Source organism: Pseudomonas fluorescens, from assembly GCF_001708445.1.
Lineage (GTDB): Bacteria > Pseudomonadota > Gammaproteobacteria > Pseudomonadales > Pseudomonadaceae > Aquipseudomonas > Aquipseudomonas gorinensis.
Genome location: NZ_CP015637.1, coordinates 2,565,475 through 2,589,581, shown reverse-complemented (window position 1 = coordinate 2,589,581; position 24,107 = coordinate 2,565,475). Strand labels below are relative to the sequence as shown.

The following is a 24,107-nucleotide window of genomic DNA, read 5'->3' as shown; positions in this document are numbered from 1 at the left end:
TTCCCGACGTCTGACTAAAGGAGCTTGTAGTTATAGAGTCTTCGCGGCGGGTTCACCAGAGGGTTTTGATAATCCCCAGGCGTTTGCCTCGTAGCTCCTTACGTAGGACGCATCTGAAAACATCAGCGAATAGTATTTTTTTTCAATAGGTAAACTACCCCGCTCTACGACGGTCTACAGAACCGAAAATCGAGTGTTTATCTCCAGAGGTTCTAAACAGATGGCAGCAGTATTAGTCGGACAGTTTCATGCCAGAGACGCAGAAGGACGTGTGTATTCGGTGCATGAGTTCCAGGAATCCAACCCGGCGCAAGGCGACCTGGCTGGCTCGGCACCCACCACCACCTACAAGCTGGCCATTGGCGACCGTGTAGAGAAACTGGAAGGCGATGAATTCAAACTGATCCAGTCGGGGACCATTATCGTCCGCGAATCGCAAACCACCCTCGCCTCATAAGATTGATCACCCGAGCGTACCTGCTCAGTCCTGGCCATTGACGGCATTGACTGGGCCGGGCGATCACGGACGGCGAATCTCCGTGACTTCAATCCCCTGATCCCCCTCGATCTGCTTGAGCGTCACCATCAGTTGCCCTTTCTCGCCCTCAACGGCATACATCAAGCGCTGGTAGCCCGGCGAGCCGTACGCGGGATACGCCACCACCTGCCGCACCAGCGTGACGCCCAATATCGCCCCGACTTGTTCGCTCACCTGTTCCTGTGAACGGATAAAGGCAACCCGTGCAAGGCTTTCGGGCGTGGCGTCATCGTGATTACTGAAAAGATAAGCGGCCACGCACCCCACGGTCACCATGACCAGCAGTTGCCTGGCCGTTACCCCGAGGAATTTCGTGGGCATCGGCATTTGAGACCAGACCTGTTTTTGTTGTAAGTACCGGGTAACCGGCATTGGTCGTTAGTGATCAGACGAGCCATTCTAATCAGGTCGATGGGTAATGCCAGATGAATCAGTTGGCTCCGTAGGTAATATCCTTGTTATCCCCGACACCGCCCAATGTCCGGTCCTTGCCGAATGAGAACAGATCGAACGAGACCTGGGGCTGGCTCGGCGGAAAGTGGTACTGATAGGCAACCCCCCAGGGATCGTTCAGCAGATCCTCGTCGATGTAAGGGCCCTTCCACTTCACCTCGCCTGCAGGCTGCTGGACAAGCACCTCCAGGCCTTCCTTATCCGTCGGGTAGCGCCCCGTGTCGTTATGAAACTGTTCGACAGCCTTGCCCAACTCGGCGACCTGGGCCTTGGCCGTGGCAATTTCCATCAGGGTCACCTCCCCAAACAGCCGCGGCCCCAACGCCAGGGCCAGCAAGCCGATGATGACCAGTACTACCAGCACCGCCCACCGCGTAAAGCCGCGATGGGTGCGCAAATTGCCGACTGCGATTGCTACAGGCATGGTGAGCCCCCCTTGTCTCTCGGTTGATACGCTCGTTATATGACCTGCTTGTTGCAGTTGCGCAAGGCCAACGTTAGTCGACGCGAATCAACGTTCACGCTGTTTTTTGACAGGCCATTGAATCCCTGCACGGCTGACCCTAGACTCCGGCCATGCGTTTACGTCATATCGAAGTGATTCAGGCTATCTTGCAGACCGGACACCTCGGCACGGCCGCCGAATGGTTGCAACTCCCCGTGGGCGATGTGGACGCCACGCTCAAGGATGCCGAGCAGCAAATGGGTTTCATGCTGTTTGCCAGTGTACGCGGGCGCCTGCAGGCAACCCGGGAAACCCTGGAACTGCAGGCCGAAATCGCCCACCTCTATGAAGCGCTGGAGCCCATACAACGCCTGGCCAGCCGCCTGAAGCACCATCACGCCCCCACACTGCGCGCCCTGTGCACTCCGCCGCTGGCCAACCAACTGTTGCCGCAAAGCATCGCGGTGCTGCGCCGCCGCTTCCAGGACACGCCGTGCAACCTGTCGAGCCAGCCGACCCGGGAAATCGTCAGAAGCCTGTTGCTGCACGAAGCCGATGTGGGCCTGAGCCTGCATGACCCGGAACACCCACAAATCCAAAGCACCGTATTGGCCCAGGGCAAGCTGCAACTGCTCGCACCCCATGGCTGGCTGAAACCCAAGCAGAAGTACATTGCGCTACAGGACCTGGCCGGGCAGTCGATGATCGGGCTGGAAGGCCAGGACCCGCTGAGCCGCCTGCTGGACGCCAAGCTGCAAGCCTTGCGCCCGCTGCCGGTGGTGCAGACGCGGGTACAGACCTACCAGATGATGCGCAGCATGGTGGAGGCCGGTGAAGGCCTGGCGATTGTCGATCCGTTCACCGCATTCGGTGCGCGGGAGGCCGGGCTCGATACCTGCCCGGTGTCGCCGCCGATCCTGGTCAACCTGTACGCACTGACACTCAGGGATGGCGCAACCTCACCGGCGTTGAATGCATTGCTGGAGATTGTCACGCAGAAAGCCGAAGGCCTTCTCTCTGGCGAGGCAAAACCCCTGTAGGCGCGAGCTTGCGCGCGAAGACCTGCAACGCTGGCGCAGGCAGTCAGTCTTAACGCGACGCCGGTGTGTTTTTCGCGAGCACGTTCGCGCCTACTGCTTGAACAACCGGTACCAGAAAATCGCCACCTCCCGGGTTTGTGGGTCGATGCCGCGATAACGCAGGTGGTCGATTCCGCCCATCACGTACCCACAGCGCTCGTACAGCCGGCAGGCACCGAGGTTGTTGTTCTGGGTTTCGAGCATCATGCCCGGCAGGTTTTTCTTGCGGCTCCAGAACTGCGCCACGTCCAGCAGGGCCTTGGCCACCCCATGACGGCGGGCGGGCAAGGCCACCGCCAACTCGTCGACATGGGCAAAGCCATTCCAATTGGTACTGACCACGATATGCCCCACCGCACGGTCATCCAGGAAGGCCATGAAGATCGCGCTGTCCGGCGCATCGCGAAAGCTGGCGAACTCTTCCGGGTCGATGCCATAGCACTTGCGGTACGGCAAGATACGCTCCACGGCCCATTGATCGACCCGCTTGCCCATCTCGGGCACACCATAGGCGCTGACCTCAAAACTGAAATCATTGCCCCATACGTAGGCATCGAAGCCTTCGTCGGCGACCCGCACACTGAGCCCTGGATACTTCGGGTTCATTACAGCTTGCATAAACATCCTTAACCCTTGATGCAATCGACGGTGTAACAACGGCCGTTGCCGTCATCTTCGTGTTGCAATCCATGAACATCCGCGACAAACCCAGGGAAACTGCTATCAAATGTCCGGGCAAACGCCAGGTAGTCGATGATCGATCGCGTCGATTCGGTAAAACGCTCGCCCGGCATAATCAATGGAATACCCGGCGGATAAGGCACCAGCATCACGGCTGCGATGCGCCCTGGCAAGGCATCAATGGAAACCGCCTCCACTTCCCCCTTCACCAATTGGTCGTAGGCGTCGGCCGGTTTCATCGCGATTTCCGGCAACACCGTGTACATCCTCTTGAGGTGCCTGGCAGTGGCATTGCTACGGTAACAGGCGTGCAATTGATCGCACAGGTCGCGCAAACCCAGGCCTTGATAACGGGCGGGGCCTTGGGCAAACACCGAGGGCAGGCAACTGGCCAGGCTGATGTTGGCGTCGTAGCTGCGCTTGAACTCCAACAATTCGGTGAGCAAGGTACTCCATTTGCCTTTGGTGATCCCCATGGAAAACAGGACCAGGAACGAATACAAACCGGTCTTCTCCACCACCAGCCCACGCTCCCAGAGAAACTTGCTGACCACGGCTGCCGGGATCCCGCAGTCGCTCAACGCGCCACCGGCGTTGAGGCCGGGCATGACCAATGTCACTTTGATCGGGTCCAGCAATACGTAATCTTCAGCCACGTCACCAAAACCGTGCCAATCATCCTCAGGCTGCAACAGCCAATCCGCCGTGGCGACGCGATCGATACCCGCTACCGAGGGCGGCTGCCAGATGGAAAACCACCAGTCCTCGGCAGCAATATGCTGGCGCAGGTTGGCCAGGGCACGGCGAAAGCTCAGGGCCTCGTCAAACATTTCCTGCAACAGCGAGCGCCCTGCTGGCCCCTCCATCATCGCCGACGCCACGTCCAGCGAGGCGATGATGCTGTACTGCGGCGAAGTGGAGATATGCATCATGAACGCTTCATTGAAACGGTCGCGGTCCAACTGTCGTGCGCCACCGTCCTGCACATGAATCATCGAGGCCTGGCTGAACGCCGCCAGCAATTTGTGCGTGGAGTGAGTGGTAAACACCAGCGGGCTGTCGGGGGTTCGCGAAGTGCCCATGCCGTAGCGCCCGGCGAAAAACTCGTGAAACGCCGCGTAGGCGTACCAGGCTTCGTCAAAGTGCAGCACCTCGACACTCCCGCCCAATTGCTGCTTGATCAGCTCGGCGTTGTAGCACAGGCCGTCGTAGGTGGAGTTGGTGACCACAGCCAGCTTCACTTTCGCTGGGCGGCCACGGGTCAGCGGGCTGGCATCGATCTTGGCGCGGATCGACGCGGGGCTGAATTCGCTGAGGGGGATCGGGCCGATGATGCCCAGTTCGTTGCGCTCCGGGCACAGGTATAGGGGGATGGCACCGGTCATGATGATCGAATGCAACACCGACTTGTGGCAGTTGCGATCCACCAGCACCAGGTCATCGCGACCGACCATCGAATGCCAGACGATCTTGTTGGCGGTCGACGTGCCGTTAATCACGAAGAACGTGTGATCGGCGCCAAAGTTGCGCGCGGCGCGGGCTTCGGCTTCGGCCAAGGGCCCGGTGTGATCCAGCAGCGAACCCAGCTCCGGCACCGAGACAGAAAGGTCCGAACGCAGGGTGTTTTCCCCAAAGAACTGATGGAACGCCTGCCCTACAGGGCTCTTGCGATAGGCCACGCCGCCGCCATGGCCTGGCGTGTGCCAGGAGTAATTGGAGTCGGCGGTGTGCTGCACCAGGGCTTTGAAGAACGGCGGCAACAGGCCATCAAGGTAAGTACGCGCCGCGCGCGCGACCTGACGGGCCAGAAACGGCACGGTGTCTTCAAACAGGTAAAGGATGCCGCGCAGTTGATTGAGCTCACTCATCGCATCGGCCGGTGCATTTTCCAGGGTGACTTGCTCGCCCAGGGCAAAGATCGGCAGGTTGGGCGCCCTCACCCGCGCCAGGCGGATCAGCTCGACCATATTTTGCAGCAAGTGGGTATTTTCCCCGGCGCCTTCGGCAGCAATCAGCATGCATGCCAGGCCGTGATGGGTAGACGCCACCAGCCGGCCTTCGGCGTAGTCCACCGCGGAAAAGATACTGAACCCCTCTTGCTCCAACTCTCTGGCGATGCCTCGAACCCGGTCACCGGCAACGGTGTCGGCCTTGATGTCGCGGTGCACGATAAGGACGGGAAACTTCAGGTCTTTATACATGAGGGCTTGTAGTCCTGAGGGCTATGCACTCAAGGGTAGAAGCTCGGGGACGATCTTGCGAACGTCCTGTGCGGGAGCGAGCAAGCCCGCGCCTACATCAGCTGGGTCCACAACGCCGGCGCACCCGCCGACTTTGCAATCGCTTCCAGCCGCGCCGCGTGCTCGGCCAGGTCCTGCTCGCTGGCGCGGATGATTGGGGTTGGCTTGCGATCGGCCGGCAGACGGCGGATTTCCGAAGGGCGGTTGCCCGAGCCTTCCGCCGAACCGGCACCATCGGAGGCGTTGCCAGCCAGGGACAGGCTGGTCTGCCCGCCGGTCATGGTCAGGTAAACGTCGGCGAGAATCTCGGAGTCGAGCAACGCGCCGTGCAGTTCACGGCCGGAGTTGTCGACGCCATAGCGTTTGCACAAGGCATCGAGGCTGTTGCGCTGCCCAGGATGACGCTCACGGGCCATCATCAAGGTGTCGAGGATCGTGCAATGCCGGGAAATATCCGCACGGTCCGTCTGCCCCATCAGGGCAAATTCGTTATTGATGAAGCCGATGTCGAACGCCGCGTTATGGATGATCAGCTGTGCGCCGTTGATGAACTCGAAGAATTCATCGGCCACTTCGGCGAAACGCGGCTTGCCCTTGAGGAATTCATCGGTGATGCCGTGGACGCCAATCGCGCCTTCGTCACTTTCCCGGTCCGGTTGCAGGTACACATGGAAGTGGCGACCGGTGAGGCGACGACCCATGAGTTCGACACAGCCGATTTCAATGATCCGGTGGCCGTCGGTCACCGGCATGCCGGTGGTTTCGGTATCGAGTACAACAGATCGGATGGCCATCAGGGTTCAGCTCTCAACGGTGTGGTATGCAGTGTGGTGTGAGTCAACGTGGGCGATGTTAACACGTCAGCCAGCCTCAACTCTGCTTGTAGCCGCGCACTTCATCGACACCACGGTTGGCCAGTTGGTCGGCGCGTTCGTTGCCATGATGGCCGATGTGCCCACGCACCCATTTCCAGGTAATGTTATGGCGATTGCATTGCTCATCCAGCAATTGCCAGAGGTCGGCATTTTTCACCGGCTCCTTGGCGGCGGTCTTCCAGCCACGCTTCTTCCAGTTGACCATCCATTCGTTGATGCCCTTCATAACGTATTGCGAGTCGGTCACCAGCAGCACGTCGCAACGACGCTTGAGTTCTTCCAGCCCACGGATGGCGCCCATCAGCTCCATGCGGTTATTGGTGGTGTTGGCTTCGCCGCCCCACAGTTCCTTCTCCACGCCCTTGCACACCAGCAAGGCGCCCCAGCCACCGGGACCGGGGTTGCCCTTGCAGGCGCCATCGGTGAAGAGTTCTACGCTATCGGTCATCGGTTGCATCCATCAAGACGGGCTGCCGGCCATCGGCCGACAGTATCCCGAGGCCGAGTGACCCGGCCTGAAATCAAAAAAGAGTTTTACGGTTCGCTTTGCTTGCGATTGACCTTGGCCATCGGCATCGGCACCAGCTTGCCCATGGGCTGGCGTAGCACCTGGCGTACCGGGCGCAGCCCCACCACGATCTTGCGCGCCACCAATAAATAGAAGCCGCCACCCGACAATTGCCAGGCACCCGCCCGACGTTCCCAGCCGGCCAGGCGGCCCTGCCACTTGGTCGACGCCAGCGGCGGACGATAGCACCCGAAGCGGCGTTTCTCCAGCGCAAAGCCCAGCAGGTTCAGCCAGTCACCCACCCGTGACGGCGAGATACAGCGTGCCTGCCGCAGCCCGTCATGGGCGAATACATGCCGCAGGCCCCAGCTGCTCCAGGGGTTGATCCCGATAATCAGCAAATGGCCGCCTGGACGCACGGCGCTGGCGGCTTCACGCAGCAGGCCGTGGGGCGACAGGCAGAAATCCAGGCCATGCTGCAACACCACCACATCGGCGGCGTGCTCGCTCAACGGCCAGGCCTGTTCCTCGCAGACAATCTCCACCCCCGGCAACGGCGCGCCCAGGCGTACATTGCGTTGCACCTGCGGCGCGGCAGGCGGCGTCTGGGCCGAGGGACCGTAATGCACCAGGTAACCACCAAAGAACCGCCCCAGCTCGTCCTCGAGCATGCGCCGTTCCTCGTCCAGCAAAAATTGCCCGATCGGACCCGACAGCCACTCCCGGGCTGCGCTGATCAGGGCCAGCCATTCAGGATCGGCCTGGGCGAACGCTTTATCAGTCATTGCATTCTCCAACTCGCCTAGACGTTCTAAGATGCACCAATGTGTTCAGCTTGGCGAATCAAAGAATGATACAGATCAGTGCCCTACCCGCCTTCACCGACAACTACATCTGGCTGTTGCAGGACCCCCATACCCACCGTTGCGCCGTGGTCGACCCCGGCGATGCCGCTCCCGTACTGGCCTGGCTCAAGCAGAACCCCGAGTGGCACCTCAGCGATATCCTGGTCACCCACCATCACCATGATCATGTCGGCGGCGTGGAGCAGATCAAACGTGTGACCGGCGCCAAGGTCTATGGCCCGGCCAACGAGCAGATCCCGGCGCGGGACGTCGACCTGCACGATAACGACCGCATCAGCGTACTGGGCTGGGATTTCGACGTGTATGCCGTGCCTGGCCATACCCTGGGGCACATCGCGTTTTATCACCCGGGCGTGCTGCTGTGTGGCGATACCCTGTTCGCCGCCGGCTGCGGTCGCCTGTTCGAAGGCACACCCGAGCAGATGCACGCCTCGCTTGAGCGCCTGGCGGCCCTGCCCGCCGACACGTTGGTGTACTGCACCCACGAATACACCCAAAGCAACCTCAAGTTTGCCCAGGCCGTGGAACCGCACAACCGCGATATCGCCGAACGAGTGGAAAGCGTCAACCAACTGCGCGCCCGTGGCGAGATCACACTGCCTTCCAACCTGGCCCTGGAAAAGCGTACCAACCCCTTCCTGCGCACCTCTGAAACATCCGTTAAACAAAAAGCGGACGAACGGAATGGTCGCGACAACCGCTCTGGGGCCGAGGTATTTGCTAGCTTGAGGGCATGGAAAGATAAGTTCTAAGCCAACGCAATCTGATACGTAATTTCTGAATGGTTGACCGGAACCAAAGCGCTTTCTAGAATCGCCCGACATTTTTGCCCGGAACTTACTTCCAGCCAATGTCGTCATCTACTCGTAAATCCAACCATTCAGACGCATTGACCCGCCTGGCTCAAGCCGTGGCGGTGGCTGTCTCCGCAACTCTGGCGGGCTGCCAATCGACAAATTTCGCTGCACAATCCACCGTGCAACCCAAACCGAATCTTGCTGCCAAGATCAAGCAAAAACCTATCTGGCTTTCAGAGAAGCCCAGCCCCGAAGCCCCCCAGGATGTCTGGGAGCGCATGCGCCGGGGCTTTCAATTGCAGGACGGCCTGGGCGTCAACCCGCGCATCGAACAGCAACGCCTGTGGTTCGCGAGCAACCCTTCCTTCCTGGAGAACGCCGGCGAACGCGGCAGTCTCTACATTCACTACATCGTCGAACGCCTTGAAGAACGCAACATGCCCCTGGAACTGGCGTTGCTGCCAGTGATTGAAAGTGCCTACAACCCAATGGCCTATTCGCGCAGCGATGCGGTTGGCTTGTGGCAGTTCATTCCCTCCACCGGGCGCTACTTCAACCTGCGCCAGACCCGCGCCTACGACGGCCGCCGCGACATCACCGCCTCCACCACCGCCGCCCTGGACTACCTGACGCGCCTGCATGACATGTTCAACGGCGACTGGCTGCTGGCCCTGGCGGCGTATAACGCCGGCGAAGGCACGGTAAGCCGGGCCATCGAGCGCAACGAAAAGCTCGGTTTGCCGACGGACTACTGGAACCTGCCCCTGCCCCAGGAAACCAAGGACTACGTGCCCAAGTTCCTGGCGCTGTCCCAGGTGGTGCTGGCCCCGGAGGCCTACGGCGTCAACCTGAACCCGATCGCCAACACGCCGTATTTCGAAGTGGTTGAGGTCAAGCAAAGCATGGATCTGTCCCGGGTCGCGGCACTGGCCGAGATCGACGAAGACGAACTGTTCCAGCTCAACCCGGCGCTCAAGCAACGCACCACCCTGGATGGCCCGCAGCATCTGCTGGTACCCAGTTCGAAGGCACAATTGCTCACCAGCACGCTTTCGACGATGAAGCCGGAAGAATTGCTGGCGATGCGTCCTAAGAAGCAGGTGTTCGACGAAGTCGAGAGCACACGGGTGGCCGGCCGTACCCGCACCTACAAGGTACGCACGGGCGACAACCTGACGCTGATCGCCAAGGCCAACAAGGTCGACGTACACGACCTGCAACGCTGGAACAAGCTCAATGGCCAGCAGCTCAAGGTCGGCCAGACCCTGGTGATGCAGGACACCCGCAAGCTGGTGGCCAAGGCCGACAGCAAGAAGCCCGTGCAATACAAGGTCAAGAAAGGCGACTCGCTGTACATCGTCGCCAAGCGCTTCAACGTCGAGATGCAACATCTCAAGCGCTGGAACCCACGCACTGGCCAGGCGCTGAAGCCGGGGCAGATGCTGGTGGTTTCCGGGCCGCGCTGATACCTCAAGAACACTGTAGAACCAATGTGGGAGGGGGCTTGCCCCCGATAGCAGTGTGTCAGCCACCAGATTCATTGGCTGATCCACCGATATCGGAGGCAAGCCCCCTCCCACATTGGTTCTCCAGTGTTTCCAACCGGCTTTTTCCAACCGGAACAAGCTGTTACTGTACCGAGCTTAAAGCCCAAGCCGCCTGGATCGGATCTCTGACTTGAAGCGACCCCTCCTTCTACTAATAAGTCTGGCCTTGAGCTTTGCTGCGAATGCGACGATTACCGAGAGTCACGGTTACACGCAGTTCGGCACGCTCAAGTACCCAGCAAAATTCACCCACTTCGATTGGGTAAACCCCGCAGCGCCGAAAGGCGGGACGTTGCGGGTCATGGCTTTTGGTACGTTCGATACCCTCAACCCCTACACCTTCAAGGGCTCAAGCCCGGTCTCCACGCCCAACTTCCTGCAATACGGCGTCAATGAGCTGAACGAGCCATTGATGGTCGGCACTGGCCAATACGCGCCATCCGGCGATGAGCCCACCTCCAGCTACGGCCTGATTGCCCAATCGGTGGAGTACAGCGAGGACCGCAGTTGGGTGGTGTTCAACCTGCGCCCCCAGGCACGCTTCCACGATGGCAAGCCAATCACTGCCTATGACGTGGCGTTTTCCTATCGCACCCTGCTGACCGAAGGCCACCCGCAGTACCGCACCAACCTGCAGGAAGTGGCGCGGGTCGACATCCTCAATCGTCACCGCATCCGCTTCGTGTTCAAGCGCGCCGGCAACCCATTGCTGATCCTGCGCCTGGGCGAGTTACCGGTGCTGCCCCAGCACTACTGGAAAAATCGGGATTTCAAGGCCACCACCTTCGAGCCACCGCTGGGCAGCGGGCCGTACCGCATCAGCAAGGTCACCCCCGGGCGACAACTGGTGTTCGAGCGGGTCAAGGACTACTGGGGCAAGGACCTGCCGGTCAACCAGGGCTTCTATAACTTCGACAAGGTCGAAGTCGAGTTCTACCGCGACAGCGACGTGGCCTTCGAAGCGTTCAAGGCCGGCGAGTTCGATATCTATATCGAACACCAGGCCAAGAACTGGGCGAATGGCTACAACTTCCCGGCTGTCAACCGCGGCGACGTGATCAAGGCGCAGATCGCCCACCAGATCCCGACCCAAAGCCAGGGCCTGTTCATGAACACCCGGCGCCAGACCTTCAGCCAGACCAAGGTGCGCGAAGCCCTGGGGCTGATGTTCGACTTCGAATGGACCAACCGAACGTTGTTCAGCAGTGCCTACAAACGCACCTTGAGTTACTACCCCAACAGCGAATTCTCGGCCACCGGCGTTCCGGTCGGGCATGAATGGCTGATGCTCTCGCCCTACCGCGACCAGTTGCCAGCCAACCTGTTGACCCAACCGTTCAGCCTGCCCCAGACCGATGGTCGCGGGATCCCGCGCGAGACCCTGCGCCGTGCCCTGGCCCTGCTCGGCGAAGCCGGCTGGAAGCTGTCCGGCCAACGATTGCTCAACAAGGACGGCCAACCGCTGCGCTTTGAAATCCTGCTGGTCAACCCGAACCTGGAGCGCATCCTGCAGCCCTATGTCGAGAACCTGATCAGTGTCGGCATCGATGCACGCCTGCGCACGGTTGACCGAGCGCAATACAAGCAACGCCTCGATCAGTTCGACTTCGACATGATCCTGATCACCCTCAACCAGACCCTCAGCCCCGGCCTCGAACAGTGGCAGTACTTCCACTCCAGCCAGGCGACGATCAAGGGCAGCAAGAACTACGCAGGCATCGCCAACCCGGTGGTCGACCATCTGCTGGAACAACTGCTGGCCGCGCAGACCCGCGAAGAACAACTGGCCGCCGGCCGGGCCCTGGACCGGGTCCTGCTCTGGCAGCACTACAGCATTCCCAACTGGTACCTCAACTATCATCGCTTGGCGTACCGCAACCGGTTCGCCTTTGTCACCACGCCGCCCTATACCCTGGGCCTGAGCGCGTGGTGGCTGAAAGCTTCGGAGAAAGCCCAATGATGTCTTTGCGTACTGCACTGCTCGGCAGCCTGTTGCTGTGCACTGCGGCCAATGCCGCCCCGCAACATGCGCTGACCCTCTACAACGAACCACCCAAATACCCCGCCGACTTCAAGCACTTCGACTACGTCAACCCGGATGCGCCCAAAGGCGGTACTTTCCGCGAGTCCGCGATGGGCGGTTTCGACAGCCTCAACCCCTACATCAGCAAGGGCGTGCCAGCGGACAACCTGCCGCTGATCTACGACACCCTGGCCATGCAAAGCCTGGATGAGCCCATCACCGAATACGGCCTGGTGGCCGGCAAGATCGAGAAGGCCCCGGACAACAGCTGGGTACGTTTCTACCTGCGCCCGGAAGCGCGCTTCCACGATGGCCACCCGATCCGCGCCGAAGACGTGGTGTTCACCTTCCAGGCCCTGATAAAAGACGGCTCGCCGCTCTACCGCACCTACTACGCCGATGTCGACGAAGTGGTCGCCGAAGACCCGCTGCGCGTGCTGTTCAAGTTCAAGCGCACCAACAACCGCGAATTGCCGCTGATCCTCGGCCAATTGCCGGTATTGCCCAAACATTGGTGGGCGACCCGCGACTTCACCAAGGGCAACCTGGAAATTCCGCTGGGCAGCGGGCCGTACAAGGTGGCAGAGGTCAAGGCCGGGCGCATGATTCGCTATGAGCGGGTCAAGGACTACTGGGCCAAGGACCTGCCGGTCACCAAAGGCTTCTACAACTTCGATAACCGCATCACCGACTATTACCGCGACAGCACGGTATCCCTGGAAGCGTTGAAGGCCGGGCAGTTCGACTACTGGCTGGAGTTCAGCGCGAAGAACTGGGCCAACGCCTACAACATTCCCGCAGTGGCCGAGGGTCGGTTGATCAAGGAAGAAATCCCCAACGGCAACCCCACCGGCATGCAGGGCTTCGTGTTCAACACGCGCAAGCCCATGTTCCAGGACGTGCGCGTACGCAAGGCCATCAGCCTGTTGCTGGACTTCGAGTGGAGCAACAAACAGCTGTTCAATGGGGCTTACACCCGTACCCGCAGCTACTTCGAAAACTCGGAAATGGCGGCCACCGGCTTGCCCGGCCCGGACGAACTGGCGATCCTCGAACCACTGCGCGACAAGATCCCGGCCGAAGTCTTCACCCAGGCGTTCGAACCGCCCAAAACCGACGGCAGCGGCATGATCCGCGCCCAACAGCGTGAGGCTTACCAACTGTTGCAGGAGGCCGGCTGGCGTATCGTCGACGACAAGATGGTCGACACCACGGGCAAACCGGTGACCATCGAGTTCCTGCTGGCCCAGACTGAATTCGAGCGTATCCTGCTGCCGTTCAAGCGCAACCTGGCAGACCTGGGCATCGACCTGGTGATCCGCCGGGTCGACGTCTCCCAGTTCGTCAACCGTATCCGCTCGCGGGATTTCGACATGCTGGTGGGCAGCTTTCCGCAGTCCACTTCACCTGGCAACGAACAGCGCGAATTCTGGAAATCCTCCAGCGCCGACAAGCCCGGCAGCCGCAACTACATGGGGCTCAAGGACCCGGCCATCGACCAACTGGTGGAAGAGTTGATCGACGCCGACTCGCGCAAAAGCCTGATCGCCCACGCCAAGGCGTTGGATCGCGTGCTCCAGTTCGGCTACTACGTGATCCCCAATTGGCACATCAAGACCTTCCGCGTGGCGTATTGGGACCATCTTGGCCACCCGAAAGTCTCGCCGCGCTATGACGTCGGCACCTCGACCTGGTGGGCCAAACCCGACAAAAAACCTGCGATCCCCCTGAATACGAGCGCCGATCCGGCGAGCGGAGGCGATTAAATGCTGGCCTACATTGTTCGCCGCCTGTTGCTGATTATCCCCACGCTGTTCGGGATCCTGCTGATCAACTTCATCATTATCCAGGCCGCCCCAGGCGGCCCGGTGGAGCAGATGATCGCCAAGCTCGAAGGCTTTGAAGGCGCCACCAGCCGCATTGCCGGCGGCGGTGCGGAGGTGTCGGTTGCCGGCTCCAGCAGCTACCGCGGCGCCCAGGGCCTGGACCCGGCGCTGATCAAGGAAATCGAAAAGATGTACGGCTTCGACAAGTCGGCGCCGGAACGCTTGTGGATCATGGTCAAGAACTACGCCCGGCTGGACTTTGGCGACAGTTTCTTCCGTGACGCCAAGGTCATCGACCTGATCAAGGAAAAAATGCCGGTGTCCATCTCCCTCGGGTTGTGGAGCACGCTGATCATGTACCTGGTGTCGATCCCCCTGGGGATCGCCAAGGCCACGCGCCATGGCAGCCACTTCGACGTGTGGACCAGCTCGGCCATTATCGTCGGCTACGCGATCCCGGCGTTCCTGTTTGCGATCCTGCTGATCGTAGTGTTTGCCGGCGGCAGTTACTTCGACTGGTTCCCCTTGCGCGGGCTGACCTCCAACAACTTTGACGAACTGAGCTGGGGCGGCAAGATCCTCGATTATTTCTGGCACCTGGCATTGCCGATTACGGCCCTGGTGATCGGCAACTTCGCCACCATGACCCTGCTGACCAAGAACAGTTTCCTCGACGAAATCAACAAACAGTACGTGGTCACCGCCAAGGCCAAGGGGCTGACCAACCACCGTGTGCTCTATGGCCACGTGTTCCGTAACGCCATGCTGCTGGTGATCGCCGGCTTCCCGTCGGCGTTTATCGGGATTTTCTTCACCGGCTCCTTGCTGGTGGAAGTGATCTTCTCCCTCGACGGCCTGGGCCTGATGAGTTTTGAAGCGGCGATCAATCGCGATTACCCGGTGGTCTTCGGCACGCTGTTTATCTTCACCCTGCTCGGGCTGGTGGTGAAACTGATCGGCGACCTCACCTACACCCTGGTCGATCCGCGCATCGACTTCGCCAGCCGGGAGCATTGAGATGAACCTATCCCCCCTCAATCGCCGCCGGTTCGAGCGGTTCAAGGCCAATAAACGTGGCTGGTGGTCGCTGTGGCTGTTCCTGATCCTGTTCGTGTTGAGCCTGGGCGCCGAGTTGATCGCCAACGACAAACCGCTGGCGGTCCATTACGACGGCGACTGGTACTTCCCGGCACTCAAGCGCTACCCGGAGACCACCTTCGGCGGTGAATTCCCCCTGGAGGCCAACTACAAGAGCCCGTATATCCAGGAACTGCTCAAGACCAAGGACGCCTGGACACTGTGGGCGCCAATCCCCTTCAGTTACCAGAGCATCAACTACGACCTGAAAGTTCCCGCCCCCGCGCCCCCCTCGTCGATGAACCTGCTGGGCACCGATGACCAGGGCCGCGACGTGCTGGCGCGGGTGATCTACGGCTTCCGCGTGTCGGTGCTGTTCGCCCTGACCCTCACCGTGCTCAGCTCGATCATCGGCGTGATCGCCGGGGCCCTGCAGGGCTTCTATGGCGGCTGGGTCGACCTGGCCGGGCAACGCTTCCTGGAGATATGGTCCGGCTTGCCGGTGCTGTACCTGCTGATCATCCTCGCCAGCTTCGTGCAGCCGAACTTCTGGTGGCTGTTGGGGATCATGCTGCTGTTCTCCTGGATGAGCCTGGTGGACGTGGTACGCGCCGAGTTCCTGCGTGGGCGCAACCTCGAATACGTACGCGCGGCCCGAGCCCTGGGCATGCAGAATGGCGCCATCATGTTCCGCCATATCCTGCCCAATGCCATGGTCTCGACCATGACCTTCATGCCGTTCATCCTCACCGGCGCCATCGGTACCCTCACCGCCCTGGACTTCCTCGGGTTCGGCCTGCCGGCCGGTTCGCCGTCCCTGGGGGAACTGGTGGCCCAGGGCAAGTCCAACCTGCAGGCACCGTGGCTGGGCATGAGTGCGTTTGCCGTGCTGGCAATCATGCTGAGTTTGCTGGTGTTTATCGGCGAGTCCGCTCGCGATGCCTTCGACCCGAGGAAATGAGATGAATCAGGACAATCTGATCGAAATCCGCGACCTCTCCGTCGAGTTCGTCACGGGCGAGCATCACCACCGCGTGGTCAACAACGTCAGCTTCGATATCAAGCGCGGCGAGACCCTGGCGCTGGTCGGCGAAAGCGGCTCCGGCAAATCGGTGACCGCCCACTCGATCCTGCGCCTGCTGCCCTACCCGCTGGCACGGCATCCGTCCGGCACCATCAAGTATTCCGACCAGGACCTGCTGACCCTCAAGGAAAAAACCATCCGGCACATTCGCGGTAACCGTATCGCGATGATCTTCCAGGAGCCGATGACCTCGCTCAACCCCCTGCATTGCATCGAGAAACAGATCAACGAAGTGCTCGGCCTGCACAAGGGGCTGACCGGCAAGGTCGCCACCCGACGCACCCTGGAACTGCTCGAACTGGTGGGCATCCCCGAGCCGCACAAGCGCCTCAAGGCCCTGCCCCATGAACTCTCCGGCGGCCAGCGCCAACGGGTGATGATCGCCATGGCCCTGGCCAATGAACCGGAGTTGTTGATTGCGGACGAGCCGACCACGGCCCTCGACGTCACGGTGCAGTTGAAGATCCTTGAACTGCTCAAGGAGTTGCAGGCACGGCTGGGCATGGCCTTGCTGCTGATCAGCCACGACTTGAACCTGGTGCGGCGCATCGCCCATCGCGTGTGTGTGATGCAGCAGGGTTGTATTGTCGAGCAGGCCGATTGCGAGACGCTGTTCCAATCGCCCCAGCACCCCTACACCCAGGAACTGCTCGCCGCCGAACCCAGCGGCGGACCGGCCAGCACGGCGATCGGGCCGCCCTTGCTGGAGGTCGACGACCTCAAGGTGTGGTTCCCGATCAAGAAAGGCTTTTTGCGCAACACCGTCGATTACGTCAAGGCGGTGGACGGCATCAACTTCAGCCTGCCCCAGGGCCAGACCCTGGGCATCGTCGGCGAAAGCGGCTCAGGCAAATCCACCCTGGGCCTGGCGATTCTGCGCTTGATCGCCAGCAAAGGCGGGATTCGCTTCGAAGGCCAGCAACTGGACAGGCTCAGCCAACAGCAAGTGCGCCCATTGCGCCGGGAAATGCAGGTGGTGTTCCAGGACCCATTCGGCAGCCTGAGCCCGCGCATGTGCGTCAGCGAGATCGTCGGCGAAGGTTTGCGCATCCACAAGATGGGCACGCCTGCGGAGCAGGAGGCGGCGATTATCGCGGCGCTCAAGGAAGTCGGGTTGGACCCGGACTCTCGGCATCGGTATCCCCATGAATTCTCGGGGGGCCAGCGTCAACGCATCGCCATCGCCCGCGCATTGGTGCTCAAGCCACGCCTGATTTTGCTGGATGAGCCGACGTCGGCACTGGACCGAACGGTGCAGCGGCAGGTGGTGGAGTTGTTGCGTAGTTTGCAGGCCAAGTACAACCTCACGTATCTGTTTATCAGCCATGACTTGGCGGTGGTGAAAGCGCTGAGCCATCAGTTGATGGTGGTCAAGCATGGGCAGGTGGTGGAACAGGGGGAGGCGTCGGCGATTTTTGCTGAGCCGCAGCATGCTTATACGCGGCAGCTTTTGGAGGCGGCGTTTTTGGTTTGACCGGGGGGGGATTGCGGTTGCTGTGGTAATGGTTACTGGCGGGTTGGTGTACATATCCGTTGCTGCGGTAACGGCGGCTGGCGGTTCCGCCCTTACGGCGGGTCACTTTTGGAAAAGAGCCCCAAAAGTAACCAAAAGGGCTCTTGCCCCACCACTCGGGCCACAACAAGTCCGCTCGCCACAGTCGCCCGCCCGCCATGAAAAATGGTGAAGCCTCATGGTTGATAAGAGGGGGCAGTTTCAAACTTTCGCCGGGCCATTGCCGATTTGCCACACAAACGGCGGCTCGGTGCCATTGATCACCCAATCCCCTACAATTCGCGCCTTGTAGATCACCGGGTTGTGTGACGACACGGTCCGCGCATTGCGCCAATGCCGGTCGAGGGCTTTGCCCTGGCGCACATCCGAGGCCCCCAGCGCGTTGAACAACTCACTGGTGGCACGCTGGATCAACTCCGACACCACCACCTGCGCGGTGGCCGACTCGATTTCGGCGGCCACATTGGCCTCGCGCTCGGCAACATCATCCCCGGCGAACCGTGCCAGGTACGCCCGTTGCGCCGGCACTGCGGCTTTCAACGCAGTGGCTTGAGCGGCATATACCAGCGCCGCGACTTCGCCCACCACTTGCTGAATCTGCGCATCCTGGCTGACATGGGGGGCATTGCCATGGCTGTAGATGCGCTTGCGGTTGCGCACCTGCTGCGCCACATCGTTAAGCGCCGCGCGGCCGATCCCGGCCAGGCTGGCCAGCAGCACGAGCTGGTAAAACGCGGTCTGGTATTTGAAGCGGGTAGCAAAATCGATCACGTTTTCCGCTTCGACCACCGCGTCAGTAAAGCGCGAGGTGCCGCTGCCGGTGGTGCGTTGGCCGAAGCCGTCCCAGTCATCGCTGTGGGCCACGCCAGGCTGGCGCGCGCGGGTGGCGGCGATCACATCGCCACCGGTGTCACTGCGCTGGGCATAGACATCGATCCAGTCGGCGAAAATGCTGCCAGTGCTGTAGAACTTCTCGCCGTTGAGCTTCCACTGGTCGCCATCCGGGGTGACCTGGGTGACCACATCACCGATGGCCACGTTGCCGATTTCGGTCCAGGCGCAGCCAACGATATCGCCGTCGACAAAGCGCTTGAACCACAGGTCGCGACCGGCACTGGGCGGCGCATTCAAGCGGTCTTCGGCAAAGGCGAAGTGCCCGCGCAGGGCCTGGGGCACATTGGAGTCGGCGGCGGCCAGCTCGATCAGCAGTTCAAACAATTGCGGCAGGGACGCACCACCGCCACCGTATTCCACGGGCACTCGCACTGCGCCAAAGCCGGCGTCCTTCAGCCACTGGATTGGCTCATAGGGCAGGGCGCGGGTTTGCTCGCGCTGCACCGCGCCTTCGGCGATGCGCTGGAAGATCGGCCGGAAGCGTGCGGCCAGGGTGGGGTAGTCGACGCCAATGGACAGCGGGTTGATGACGTGTTGTTCGGTCATGGGAAAGGCTCCGGGGCAGTGATCGATGCCAGGAGTGATTGCACACTCCGTGCCGGATGCCGGAGCCCCTGTTTACGGGGGATTTGCCGCGTTCGCTGTTGCTCCAGCAACAGCAAACCGACAAATCGTCGCAAACCCTGACATCGGCATTCACCGCCGCTGGGTGCCGCAGGTTTGCCGCAGCACCCATGGCATGGGCGTTTGCCGCTGGCTGGCACGCTTGCTGCTCAAGCCCTGGGTACATCCCTGTGTGCGAGGTATCGTCAGATGAGTCAACAAGCCGTGAAATTTGCCTATTGGGTGCCCAACGTCAGTGGTGGGCTGGTGGTCAGCAAAATCGAGCAACGCACCCATTGGGGCATCGACTACAACCGCAAACTGGCGCAATTGGCCGAAGAGGCCGGCTTCGAATATGGCCTGACGCAGATTCGCTTTACCGCCGGCTACGGCGCGGAGAACCAGCATGAATCCGTGGCGTTCAGCCATGCCCTGCTGGCAGCGACCACCAAGCTCAAGGTGATTGCGGCGATTTTGCCCGGCCCCTGGCAACCGGCGCTGGCGGCCAAGCAATTGGCGACCATCGATCAACTGACCAATGGCCGTATCGCGGTGAACATCGTCAGTGGCTGGTTCAAGGGCGAGTTCCAGGCCATCGGCGAACATTGGTTGGAACACGACGAGCGCTACCGCCGCTCCGAAGAATTCATCCGTGCCTTGAAAGGCATCTGGAGCCAGGACGACTTCACCTTCAAGGGCGACTTCTATCGCTTCAACAACTACACCCTCAAGCCCAAGCCCCTGGGCCAACCGGAAGTGTTCCAGGGCGGCAGCTCGCGGGCGGCGCGGGATATGGCGGCGCGGGTGTCCGACTGGTACTTCACCAACGGCAACACCCCGGAAGGCATCAAGGCCCAGGTCGACGATATCCGCGCCAAGGCCGCCGCCAACAACCATTCGGTGAAAGTCGGCGTCAACGCCTTCGTGATCGCCCGCGATACCGAGGAAGAAGCCCGCGCCGTGCTCGCGGAAATCATCGACAAGGCCGACCCCGAGGCGGTCAACGCCTTTGGTGATGCGGCCAAACAAGCGGGCAAGGCTTCGCCGGAAGGCGAGGGCAACTGGGCCAAGTCCAGCTTCGAAGACCTGGTGCAATACAACGACGGCTTCAAGACCAACCTGATCGGCACCCCGCAGCAGATTGCCGAGCGCATCGTCGCGCTCAAGGCGGTGGGCGTCGACCTGGTGCTGGCCGGCTTCCTGCACTTCCAGGAAGAAGTGGAGTACTTCGGCAAGCGCGTATTGCCGCTGGTGCGCGAGCTGGAAGCCAAGGCCGGGATCAAGCAGGTGGCCTGAGCGTTTACCGCGTAAACACGAGCACCGCCGCGCGCAATTTGTTGTTGCCGAAGCGGCACATGCGTTCGAACTCGCCATGGCTGACCGGCAAATGCTGGCAGTCCAGGGGCTGGCGGTGCTGGCTGTGGTCCACGTCCGGGTCGTGCAGGTAGACGAAGTCATCGTCGCAGTCGGTGACCATCACCCAGTGGGGCGACTTGGAGCGCGTGAGGCGGTAGCTGCTGATCAACACCAGCGGCTGCCCGCCCTCGCGTAATACCCGAGGCAAGTCCAGCGTGCCGCCGAGTACCTGCTCGACGTCGCTGCTGGCCAATTCTTCCTCGAAGGCTTCGTGCACCACGCGCATCACGTCCTTTTTATGTTGATCGCGCACGCCATCGAGAAACAGCGGCCCGCTGACATTCACCTGCATGCGCACCCGAAAACCGCGACGCCAGGCGGCCAGCGCCAGGCCCTGGGGGCTGCAGCCGCCATGGCCGGCGGTCATGAACACGGTGGTCGCTTCCCGCCAGATTTGCAGCTCTTCGCGGCGCAACGCCACGCGCGCAGGCACCAGCGCGCCCATGGCCATCAACAGGCACGCGGCGCCACAGGTGAAATCGGTGGTTTGCGGGTAATACGGCACGCTCTGCGGACGCGCGTCGTGGTGCTGGACGATGCGCTTCTCCAGGCGCAAGGCGGGGACATGGTCTTCGTAGTAATCGTTGATCAGGGCAAAGCGTCGGTAGCCCGTGCGTTCATACAGGGCGAGGGCGCCGGGGTTGTCGGTGCGCACTTCCAGGCGCAGGTAGGCGCAGTCGTGCTCTACGGCACAGGCCTCGGCGCGGGCCAGCAGTTGTTTGCCCAGGCCCAGGCCGCGTGCGTGCGCGGCGATGGCGATGGAGTACAAACGTGCCAACGAGGTGCCGCGATGGAACAGCAGCAGCGCATAGCCCAGTAATTGCCCGTCCTGTTCGGCCACCAGCAGTTGGCCGTGGGCGCGGCTGATCATCCACTGGAAACTGCGCGGTGACAGCCGATCGGTGGTGAAACAATGCTGTTCCAGTACGACTAATGCTGGCACATCGCTGGGGGTTGCAACGCGAAAGAAAAGAGCCATATGACCGCCGTAAAAGTTGCGTAACGAAACGGGACTTCTCTAAAAGATCGTGCTTAATAGAAAAGGTCGAGTTCTCTAAAACGGATCAAATATTATGTCAGCGGTACAAGGTCATTGGCGTGAAGTATCCGAGCAAACTGTCGCGGCGACAATAACTTCCAAAGGTTATTTTTCTGTTTTGCCCAGAGGCGCAAGTCAAGTCGTGATCATTGTCGAGCGCAAGGAAGATTGGGCCTCTTATTTCCCCAGCGAAGACATCGTCACCGCCCAGGAATACCTGGAACACACCCGGGAAAACGAGGCAGGCAAGCGCGTGCAGGTGATCAACCTGTGCCGCAGCTACAAGTACCTGGGCCACGGCTACTACTGCTCGCTGCTGGCCGAGGCGCGCGGGCACAAGGTAATTCCGTCGGTGCGTACCATCAGTGAACTGACCCGAAAGTCATTGTATGGCCTGGCATTGGATGACCTGGATAAAACCCTCGATAAAGCCTTGAGTCATCATCTCTACAGTAATACCGAAGGCTTTACCCTGACCCTTTACTTTGGTCGAACCAATATAGAGCCGTTGCAGGAGTTGGCCCGTCAATTATTTGAGGCCTTTCCGTGCCCGATCCTCTTAGTTGAATTCAGAAAGAATAACGGCTGGCACATAGAGGGGGTCAAGTCCGGTGTATTGCACAAGTTGCGCGATGACCAGGAAGATCAATTCGCCCACGCCCTCGACAACTTCAGTCGCAAGATCTGGCGCCAGCCACGCTCACGACGCATGGCCCGCTATGACCTGGCGATTCTTCACGATCCCCAGGAGCAATTGCCGCCGTCCAACGCCCGCGCCCTGGACAATTTCGTGCGGGTCGGCAAGGGGCTGGGCATCGATGTGGAGTTGATCGAGCGCAAAGACTACGCGCGCCTGGCCGAATACGACGCTTTGCTGATCCGTGAGACCACCAGTGTCGACAACCATACCTACCGCTTTGCCAAGAAAGCCGAAAGCGAAGGGTTGGTGGTGATGGATGACCCGGCGTCGATCCTACGCTGTACCAACAAGGTCTACCTCACCGATTTGCTCAATAGCCATCAACTGGGCATGCCGGCCACCGAAATTCTGTACAAGGAGCGACCGGAAGACTTCGAACGGGTGGGCGAGCGCCTCGGCTTCCCCCTGGTGTTGAAAATCCCCGATGGGTGTTTCTCCCGAGGCGTGATCAAGGTGGAAAGCCAGGAAGCCTTGCTCAAGGCCACCGCCGAACTGTTCGAACATTCGGTCCTGCTGCTGGCCCAGGAGTTTTTCTATACCGAGTACGACTGGCGTATTGGCGTGCTCAACCGCAAGCCGATTTTTGCCTGCCAGTACTTTATGTCCAAGGGCCATTGGCAGATCTACAACCACAAGGCCATCGGCCAGGACATCAACGGCGAATGCCGTACCCTGGCGGTCCATGAGGCGCCCAAGGCGGTGGTGGAACTGGCGGTGAAGACCGCCAACCTGATCGGCGACGGCCTCTACGGCGTAGACCTCAAGCAGTCCGGCGACAAGGTGGTGGTGATCGAGGTCAACGACAACCCCAACCTGGACGCGGGTATCGAAGATGCCTACTTGCAGGACGACCTGTACAGCCTGGTGCTGGAAGAGTTTGTGCGGCGCCTGGAGTTGAAGCGTCAGGGCCAGGCCTGGTGAGTCGGGATGATCCAGCGCTTTGAACTGACCGATGGAAAACTGCGCCGCGGGGACAATGACGATGCCCCGATCCTGCTGTTCAACAACCCTGACCTGGTCGAGCGTGAGTGGCTGCGCGACCACCACAAGCTGGATGAACATGCCCTGGCCTCGGCGCTCGATCCCGACGAAGTGTCACGTATCGAATTCCACCCCGACAACCTGTTCCTGATCTGGAAGCGCCCGGAAAACTACTCCGGTGGCGGCAACCTGGTGTTCGAAGTGTCATCCTGCGGCTTGTTGTTTTCGCCTGGCCGCCTGCTGGTGATCGCCCCCGACGAAACTCCGCTGACCGGCCTGGGCAAGCGCCGGCCGCTGCATACGCCGCTCGACGTGTTGCTTGACCTGCTGCTGAACAACATCCACCACTACCTCGGCCACCTCAAGGTGATCAAGCTGGTCGCGCGGGAGTTGCAGCAACAGTTCAACGCGTCCATGAGCAACCATCACCTGATGCAGATGTTCAACCTCAGTGAAAGCCTGATCTATTACATCAACGCGCTGCACAGCAACGGCGCGGTGCTCTCGCGCCTGCGAAACCATGCCGGGAAGGAACAGTTCAGCAGCGAGATTCTGGGTTTGATCGACGACCTGATCATCGAGAACCACCAATGCTACAAACAGGCCGAGATCTATTCCAACGTGTTTTCCGGGTTGATCGACGCGCGCGGCAACCTGATGAACAACAGCATGAACAACCTACTGCGCAAGCTGACGCTGATCAACGTGGTGTTCCTGCCGCTTAACCTGATCGCCAGCATTGGCGGCATGTCGGAGTTCAGCATGATGACGGCGGGGACGCCGTGGTGGGTGTCATACCCGTTGTTTTTGGCGGCGATGGGGTTGGGGGCCGGGTTGATGGTGATGGGGTTGAAGCGCATAGCGGGTGCGGCGATGTGAAGGGGGACGCTGATTCGATGGGCTTATCCGTGGTTGCGCCCTT

21 protein-coding genes are annotated in these 24,107 nt (G+C 60.6%); 12 read left to right on the top strand and 9 right to left on the bottom strand.

The window, feature by feature from the left end:
- The first annotated feature begins 220 nt into the window (after window positions 1-220).
- On the top strand, window positions 221-457 hold the full coding sequence (locus tag A7317_RS11650; RefSeq protein ID WP_027606489.1) for a hypothetical protein: 237 nt from the start codon (window positions 221-223) through the stop codon (window positions 455-457).
- A gap of 63 nt (window positions 458-520) precedes the next feature.
- On the opposite strand, the gene A7317_RS11645 is transcribed toward A7317_RS11650, so the two are convergent.
- Window positions 521-865 carry a hypothetical protein gene (locus A7317_RS11645; protein ID WP_069077388.1) on the bottom strand — a complete coding sequence of 115 codons (345 nt, stop codon included), beginning with the start codon at window positions 863-865 and terminating at the stop codon, window positions 521-523.
- A gap of 103 nt (window positions 866-968) precedes the next feature.
- Window positions 969-1,415, bottom strand: coding sequence for a type II secretion system major pseudopilin GspG (gene gspG, locus A7317_RS11640; RefSeq protein ID WP_069075859.1), 447 nt, complete (start codon window positions 1,413-1,415; stop codon window positions 969-971).
- Window positions 1,416-1,567: 152 nt separating this feature from the next.
- On the opposite strand from gspG, the gene A7317_RS11635 reads away from it, so the two are divergent.
- On the top strand, window positions 1,568-2,476 hold the full coding sequence (locus tag A7317_RS11635) for a LysR substrate-binding domain-containing protein (RefSeq protein WP_069075858.1): 909 nt from the start codon (window positions 1,568-1,570) through the stop codon (window positions 2,474-2,476).
- Between the two features lie 90 nt (window positions 2,477-2,566).
- On the opposite strand, the gene A7317_RS11630 is transcribed toward A7317_RS11635, so the two are convergent.
- From A7317_RS11630 to A7317_RS11610, 5 genes are all read right to left on the bottom strand, one after another.
- Window positions 2,567-3,121: a GNAT family N-acetyltransferase gene (locus A7317_RS11630; protein ID WP_041160917.1), complete on the bottom strand. Its 555-nt coding sequence runs from the start codon at window positions 3,119-3,121 to the stop codon at window positions 2,567-2,569.
- A gap of 20 nt (window positions 3,122-3,141) precedes the next feature.
- On the bottom strand, window positions 3,142-5,397 hold the full coding sequence (locus tag A7317_RS11625) for an Orn/Lys/Arg decarboxylase N-terminal domain-containing protein (RefSeq protein ID WP_024075108.1): 2,256 nt from the start codon (window positions 5,395-5,397) through the stop codon (window positions 3,142-3,144).
- Between the two features lie 92 nt (window positions 5,398-5,489).
- The gene (gene dnaQ / locus A7317_RS11620; RefSeq protein ID WP_168233117.1) at window positions 5,490-6,224 is read right to left on the bottom strand and encodes a DNA polymerase III subunit epsilon; all 735 of its coding nucleotides are present in this window, start codon (window positions 6,222-6,224) and stop codon (window positions 5,490-5,492) included.
- Between the two features lie 82 nt (window positions 6,225-6,306).
- Complete coding sequence (gene rnhA, locus A7317_RS11615; protein WP_069075857.1) at window positions 6,307-6,759, bottom strand: ribonuclease HI; 453 nt, start codon at window positions 6,757-6,759, stop codon at window positions 6,307-6,309.
- An 86-nt stretch (window positions 6,760-6,845) separates the two neighbouring features.
- A complete protein-coding gene (locus A7317_RS11610; protein WP_024075105.1) occupies window positions 6,846-7,604 on the bottom strand; it encodes a class I SAM-dependent methyltransferase in 759 nt (252 codons plus the stop codon).
- 65 nt (window positions 7,605-7,669) lie between these two features.
- Here A7317_RS11610 and gloB point away from each other — a divergent pair, with 65 nt between their 5' ends.
- The 7 genes from gloB (at window position 7,670) to A7317_RS11575 (ending at window position 17,513) form a co-directional block, all read left to right on the top strand.
- A complete protein-coding gene (gene gloB / locus A7317_RS11605) occupies window positions 7,670-8,437 on the top strand; it encodes a hydroxyacylglutathione hydrolase (RefSeq protein ID WP_024075104.1) in 768 nt (255 codons plus the stop codon).
- A gap of 98 nt (window positions 8,438-8,535) precedes the next feature.
- On the top strand, window positions 8,536-9,948 hold the full coding sequence (locus A7317_RS11600; RefSeq protein WP_069075856.1) for a lytic transglycosylase domain-containing protein: 1,413 nt from the start codon (window positions 8,536-8,538) through the stop codon (window positions 9,946-9,948).
- A 211-nt stretch (window positions 9,949-10,159) separates the two neighbouring features.
- Complete coding sequence (locus A7317_RS11595) at window positions 10,160-11,989, top strand: extracellular solute-binding protein (protein ID WP_024075102.1); 1,830 nt, start codon at window positions 10,160-10,162, stop codon at window positions 11,987-11,989.
- Complete coding sequence (locus tag A7317_RS11590; protein ID WP_069075855.1) at window positions 11,986-13,818, top strand: extracellular solute-binding protein; 1,833 nt, start codon at window positions 11,986-11,988, stop codon at window positions 13,816-13,818. Before A7317_RS11595 ends, A7317_RS11590 begins: the two co-directional genes overlap by 4 nt.
- A complete protein-coding gene (locus tag A7317_RS11585) occupies window positions 13,819-14,895 on the top strand; it encodes a microcin C ABC transporter permease YejB (RefSeq protein WP_024075100.1) in 1,077 nt (358 codons plus the stop codon).
- Between the two features lies 1 nt (window position 14,896).
- Window positions 14,897-15,916, top strand: coding sequence for an ABC transporter permease (locus tag A7317_RS11580; RefSeq protein ID WP_024075099.1), 1,020 nt, complete (start codon window positions 14,897-14,899; stop codon window positions 15,914-15,916).
- A gap of 1 nt (window position 15,917) precedes the next feature.
- Window positions 15,918-17,513 carry an ABC transporter ATP-binding protein gene (locus A7317_RS11575; RefSeq protein ID WP_024075098.1) on the top strand — a complete coding sequence of 532 codons (1,596 nt, stop codon included), beginning with the start codon at window positions 15,918-15,920 and terminating at the stop codon, window positions 17,511-17,513.
- A gap of 240 nt (window positions 17,514-17,753) precedes the next feature.
- Here the strand turns inward: A7317_RS11575 and A7317_RS11570 are convergent, their stop codons facing one another.
- Window positions 17,754-18,992: an acyl-CoA dehydrogenase family protein gene (locus tag A7317_RS11570; RefSeq protein ID WP_024075800.1), complete on the bottom strand. Its 1,239-nt coding sequence runs from the start codon at window positions 18,990-18,992 to the stop codon at window positions 17,754-17,756.
- A gap of 267 nt (window positions 18,993-19,259) precedes the next feature.
- Here A7317_RS11570 and sfnG point away from each other — a divergent pair, with 267 nt between their 5' ends.
- A complete protein-coding gene (gene sfnG / locus A7317_RS11565) occupies window positions 19,260-20,345 on the top strand; it encodes a dimethylsulfone monooxygenase SfnG (RefSeq protein ID WP_024075799.1) in 1,086 nt (361 codons plus the stop codon).
- A 4-nt stretch (window positions 20,346-20,349) separates the two neighbouring features.
- On the opposite strand, the gene A7317_RS11560 is transcribed toward sfnG, so the two are convergent.
- Window positions 20,350-21,444 (bottom strand): peptidase C39 family protein, encoded by a 1,095-nt coding sequence (locus A7317_RS11560; protein WP_069075854.1) that lies wholly within the window; start codon window positions 21,442-21,444, stop codon window positions 20,350-20,352.
- A gap of 94 nt (window positions 21,445-21,538) precedes the next feature.
- Here A7317_RS11560 and A7317_RS11555 point away from each other — a divergent pair, with 94 nt between their 5' ends.
- Both A7317_RS11555 and A7317_RS11550 read left to right on the top strand, forming a co-directional pair.
- Complete coding sequence (locus tag A7317_RS11555) at window positions 21,539-23,125, top strand: RimK family protein (RefSeq protein WP_069075853.1); 1,587 nt, start codon at window positions 21,539-21,541, stop codon at window positions 23,123-23,125.
- Window positions 23,126-23,131: 6 nt separating this feature from the next.
- Window positions 23,132-24,064, top strand: a complete 933-nt coding sequence (locus A7317_RS11550) for a magnesium transporter CorA family protein (RefSeq protein WP_069075852.1) — start codon at window positions 23,132-23,134, stop codon at window positions 24,062-24,064.
- Window positions 24,065-24,107 lie beyond the last annotated feature (43 nt).

What these genes read in the sequence shown, in the direction of transcription:
- A7317_RS11625 (WP_024075108.1), bottom strand. Translation starts at nt 5,397, where the DNA reads ATGTATAAAGACCTGAAGTTTCCCGTCCTTATCGTGCACCGCGACATC.
- A7317_RS11555 (WP_069075853.1), top strand. Translation starts at nt 21,539, where the DNA reads ATGTCAGCGGTACAAGGTCATTGGCGTGAAGTATCCGAGCAAACTGTC.
- sfnG (WP_024075799.1), top strand. Translation starts at nt 19,260, where the DNA reads ATGAGTCAACAAGCCGTGAAATTTGCCTATTGGGTGCCCAACGTCAGT.
- A7317_RS11590 (WP_069075855.1), top strand. Translation starts at nt 11,986, where the DNA reads ATGATGTCTTTGCGTACTGCACTGCTCGGCAGCCTGTTGCTGTGCACT.
- A7317_RS11645 (WP_069077388.1), bottom strand. Translation starts at nt 865, where the DNA reads ATGCCGATGCCCACGAAATTCCTCGGGGTAACGGCCAGGCAACTGCTG.
- A7317_RS11570 (WP_024075800.1), bottom strand. Translation starts at nt 18,992, where the DNA reads ATGACCGAACAACACGTCATCAACCCGCTGTCCATTGGCGTCGACTAC.
- A7317_RS11560 (WP_069075854.1), bottom strand. Translation starts at nt 21,444, where the DNA reads ATGGCTCTTTTCTTTCGCGTTGCAACCCCCAGCGATGTGCCAGCATTA.
- gloB (WP_024075104.1), top strand. Translation starts at nt 7,670, where the DNA reads ATGATACAGATCAGTGCCCTACCCGCCTTCACCGACAACTACATCTGG.
- A7317_RS11550 (WP_069075852.1), top strand. Translation starts at nt 23,132, where the DNA reads ATGATCCAGCGCTTTGAACTGACCGATGGAAAACTGCGCCGCGGGGAC.
- gspG (WP_069075859.1), bottom strand. Translation starts at nt 1,415, where the DNA reads ATGCCTGTAGCAATCGCAGTCGGCAATTTGCGCACCCATCGCGGCTTT.
- A7317_RS11650 (WP_027606489.1), top strand. Translation starts at nt 221, where the DNA reads ATGGCAGCAGTATTAGTCGGACAGTTTCATGCCAGAGACGCAGAAGGA.
- A7317_RS11635 (WP_069075858.1), top strand. Translation starts at nt 1,568, where the DNA reads ATGCGTTTACGTCATATCGAAGTGATTCAGGCTATCTTGCAGACCGGA.
- A7317_RS11600 (WP_069075856.1), top strand. Translation starts at nt 8,536, where the DNA reads ATGTCGTCATCTACTCGTAAATCCAACCATTCAGACGCATTGACCCGC.
- rnhA (WP_069075857.1), bottom strand. Translation starts at nt 6,759, where the DNA reads ATGACCGATAGCGTAGAACTCTTCACCGATGGCGCCTGCAAGGGCAAC.
- A7317_RS11585 (WP_024075100.1), top strand. Translation starts at nt 13,819, where the DNA reads ATGCTGGCCTACATTGTTCGCCGCCTGTTGCTGATTATCCCCACGCTG.
- A7317_RS11610 (WP_024075105.1), bottom strand. Translation starts at nt 7,604, where the DNA reads ATGACTGATAAAGCGTTCGCCCAGGCCGATCCTGAATGGCTGGCCCTG.
- A7317_RS11630 (WP_041160917.1), bottom strand. Translation starts at nt 3,121, where the DNA reads ATGAACCCGAAGTATCCAGGGCTCAGTGTGCGGGTCGCCGACGAAGGC.
- A7317_RS11575 (WP_024075098.1), top strand. Translation starts at nt 15,918, where the DNA reads ATGAATCAGGACAATCTGATCGAAATCCGCGACCTCTCCGTCGAGTTC.
- A7317_RS11580 (WP_024075099.1), top strand. Translation starts at nt 14,897, where the DNA reads ATGAACCTATCCCCCCTCAATCGCCGCCGGTTCGAGCGGTTCAAGGCC.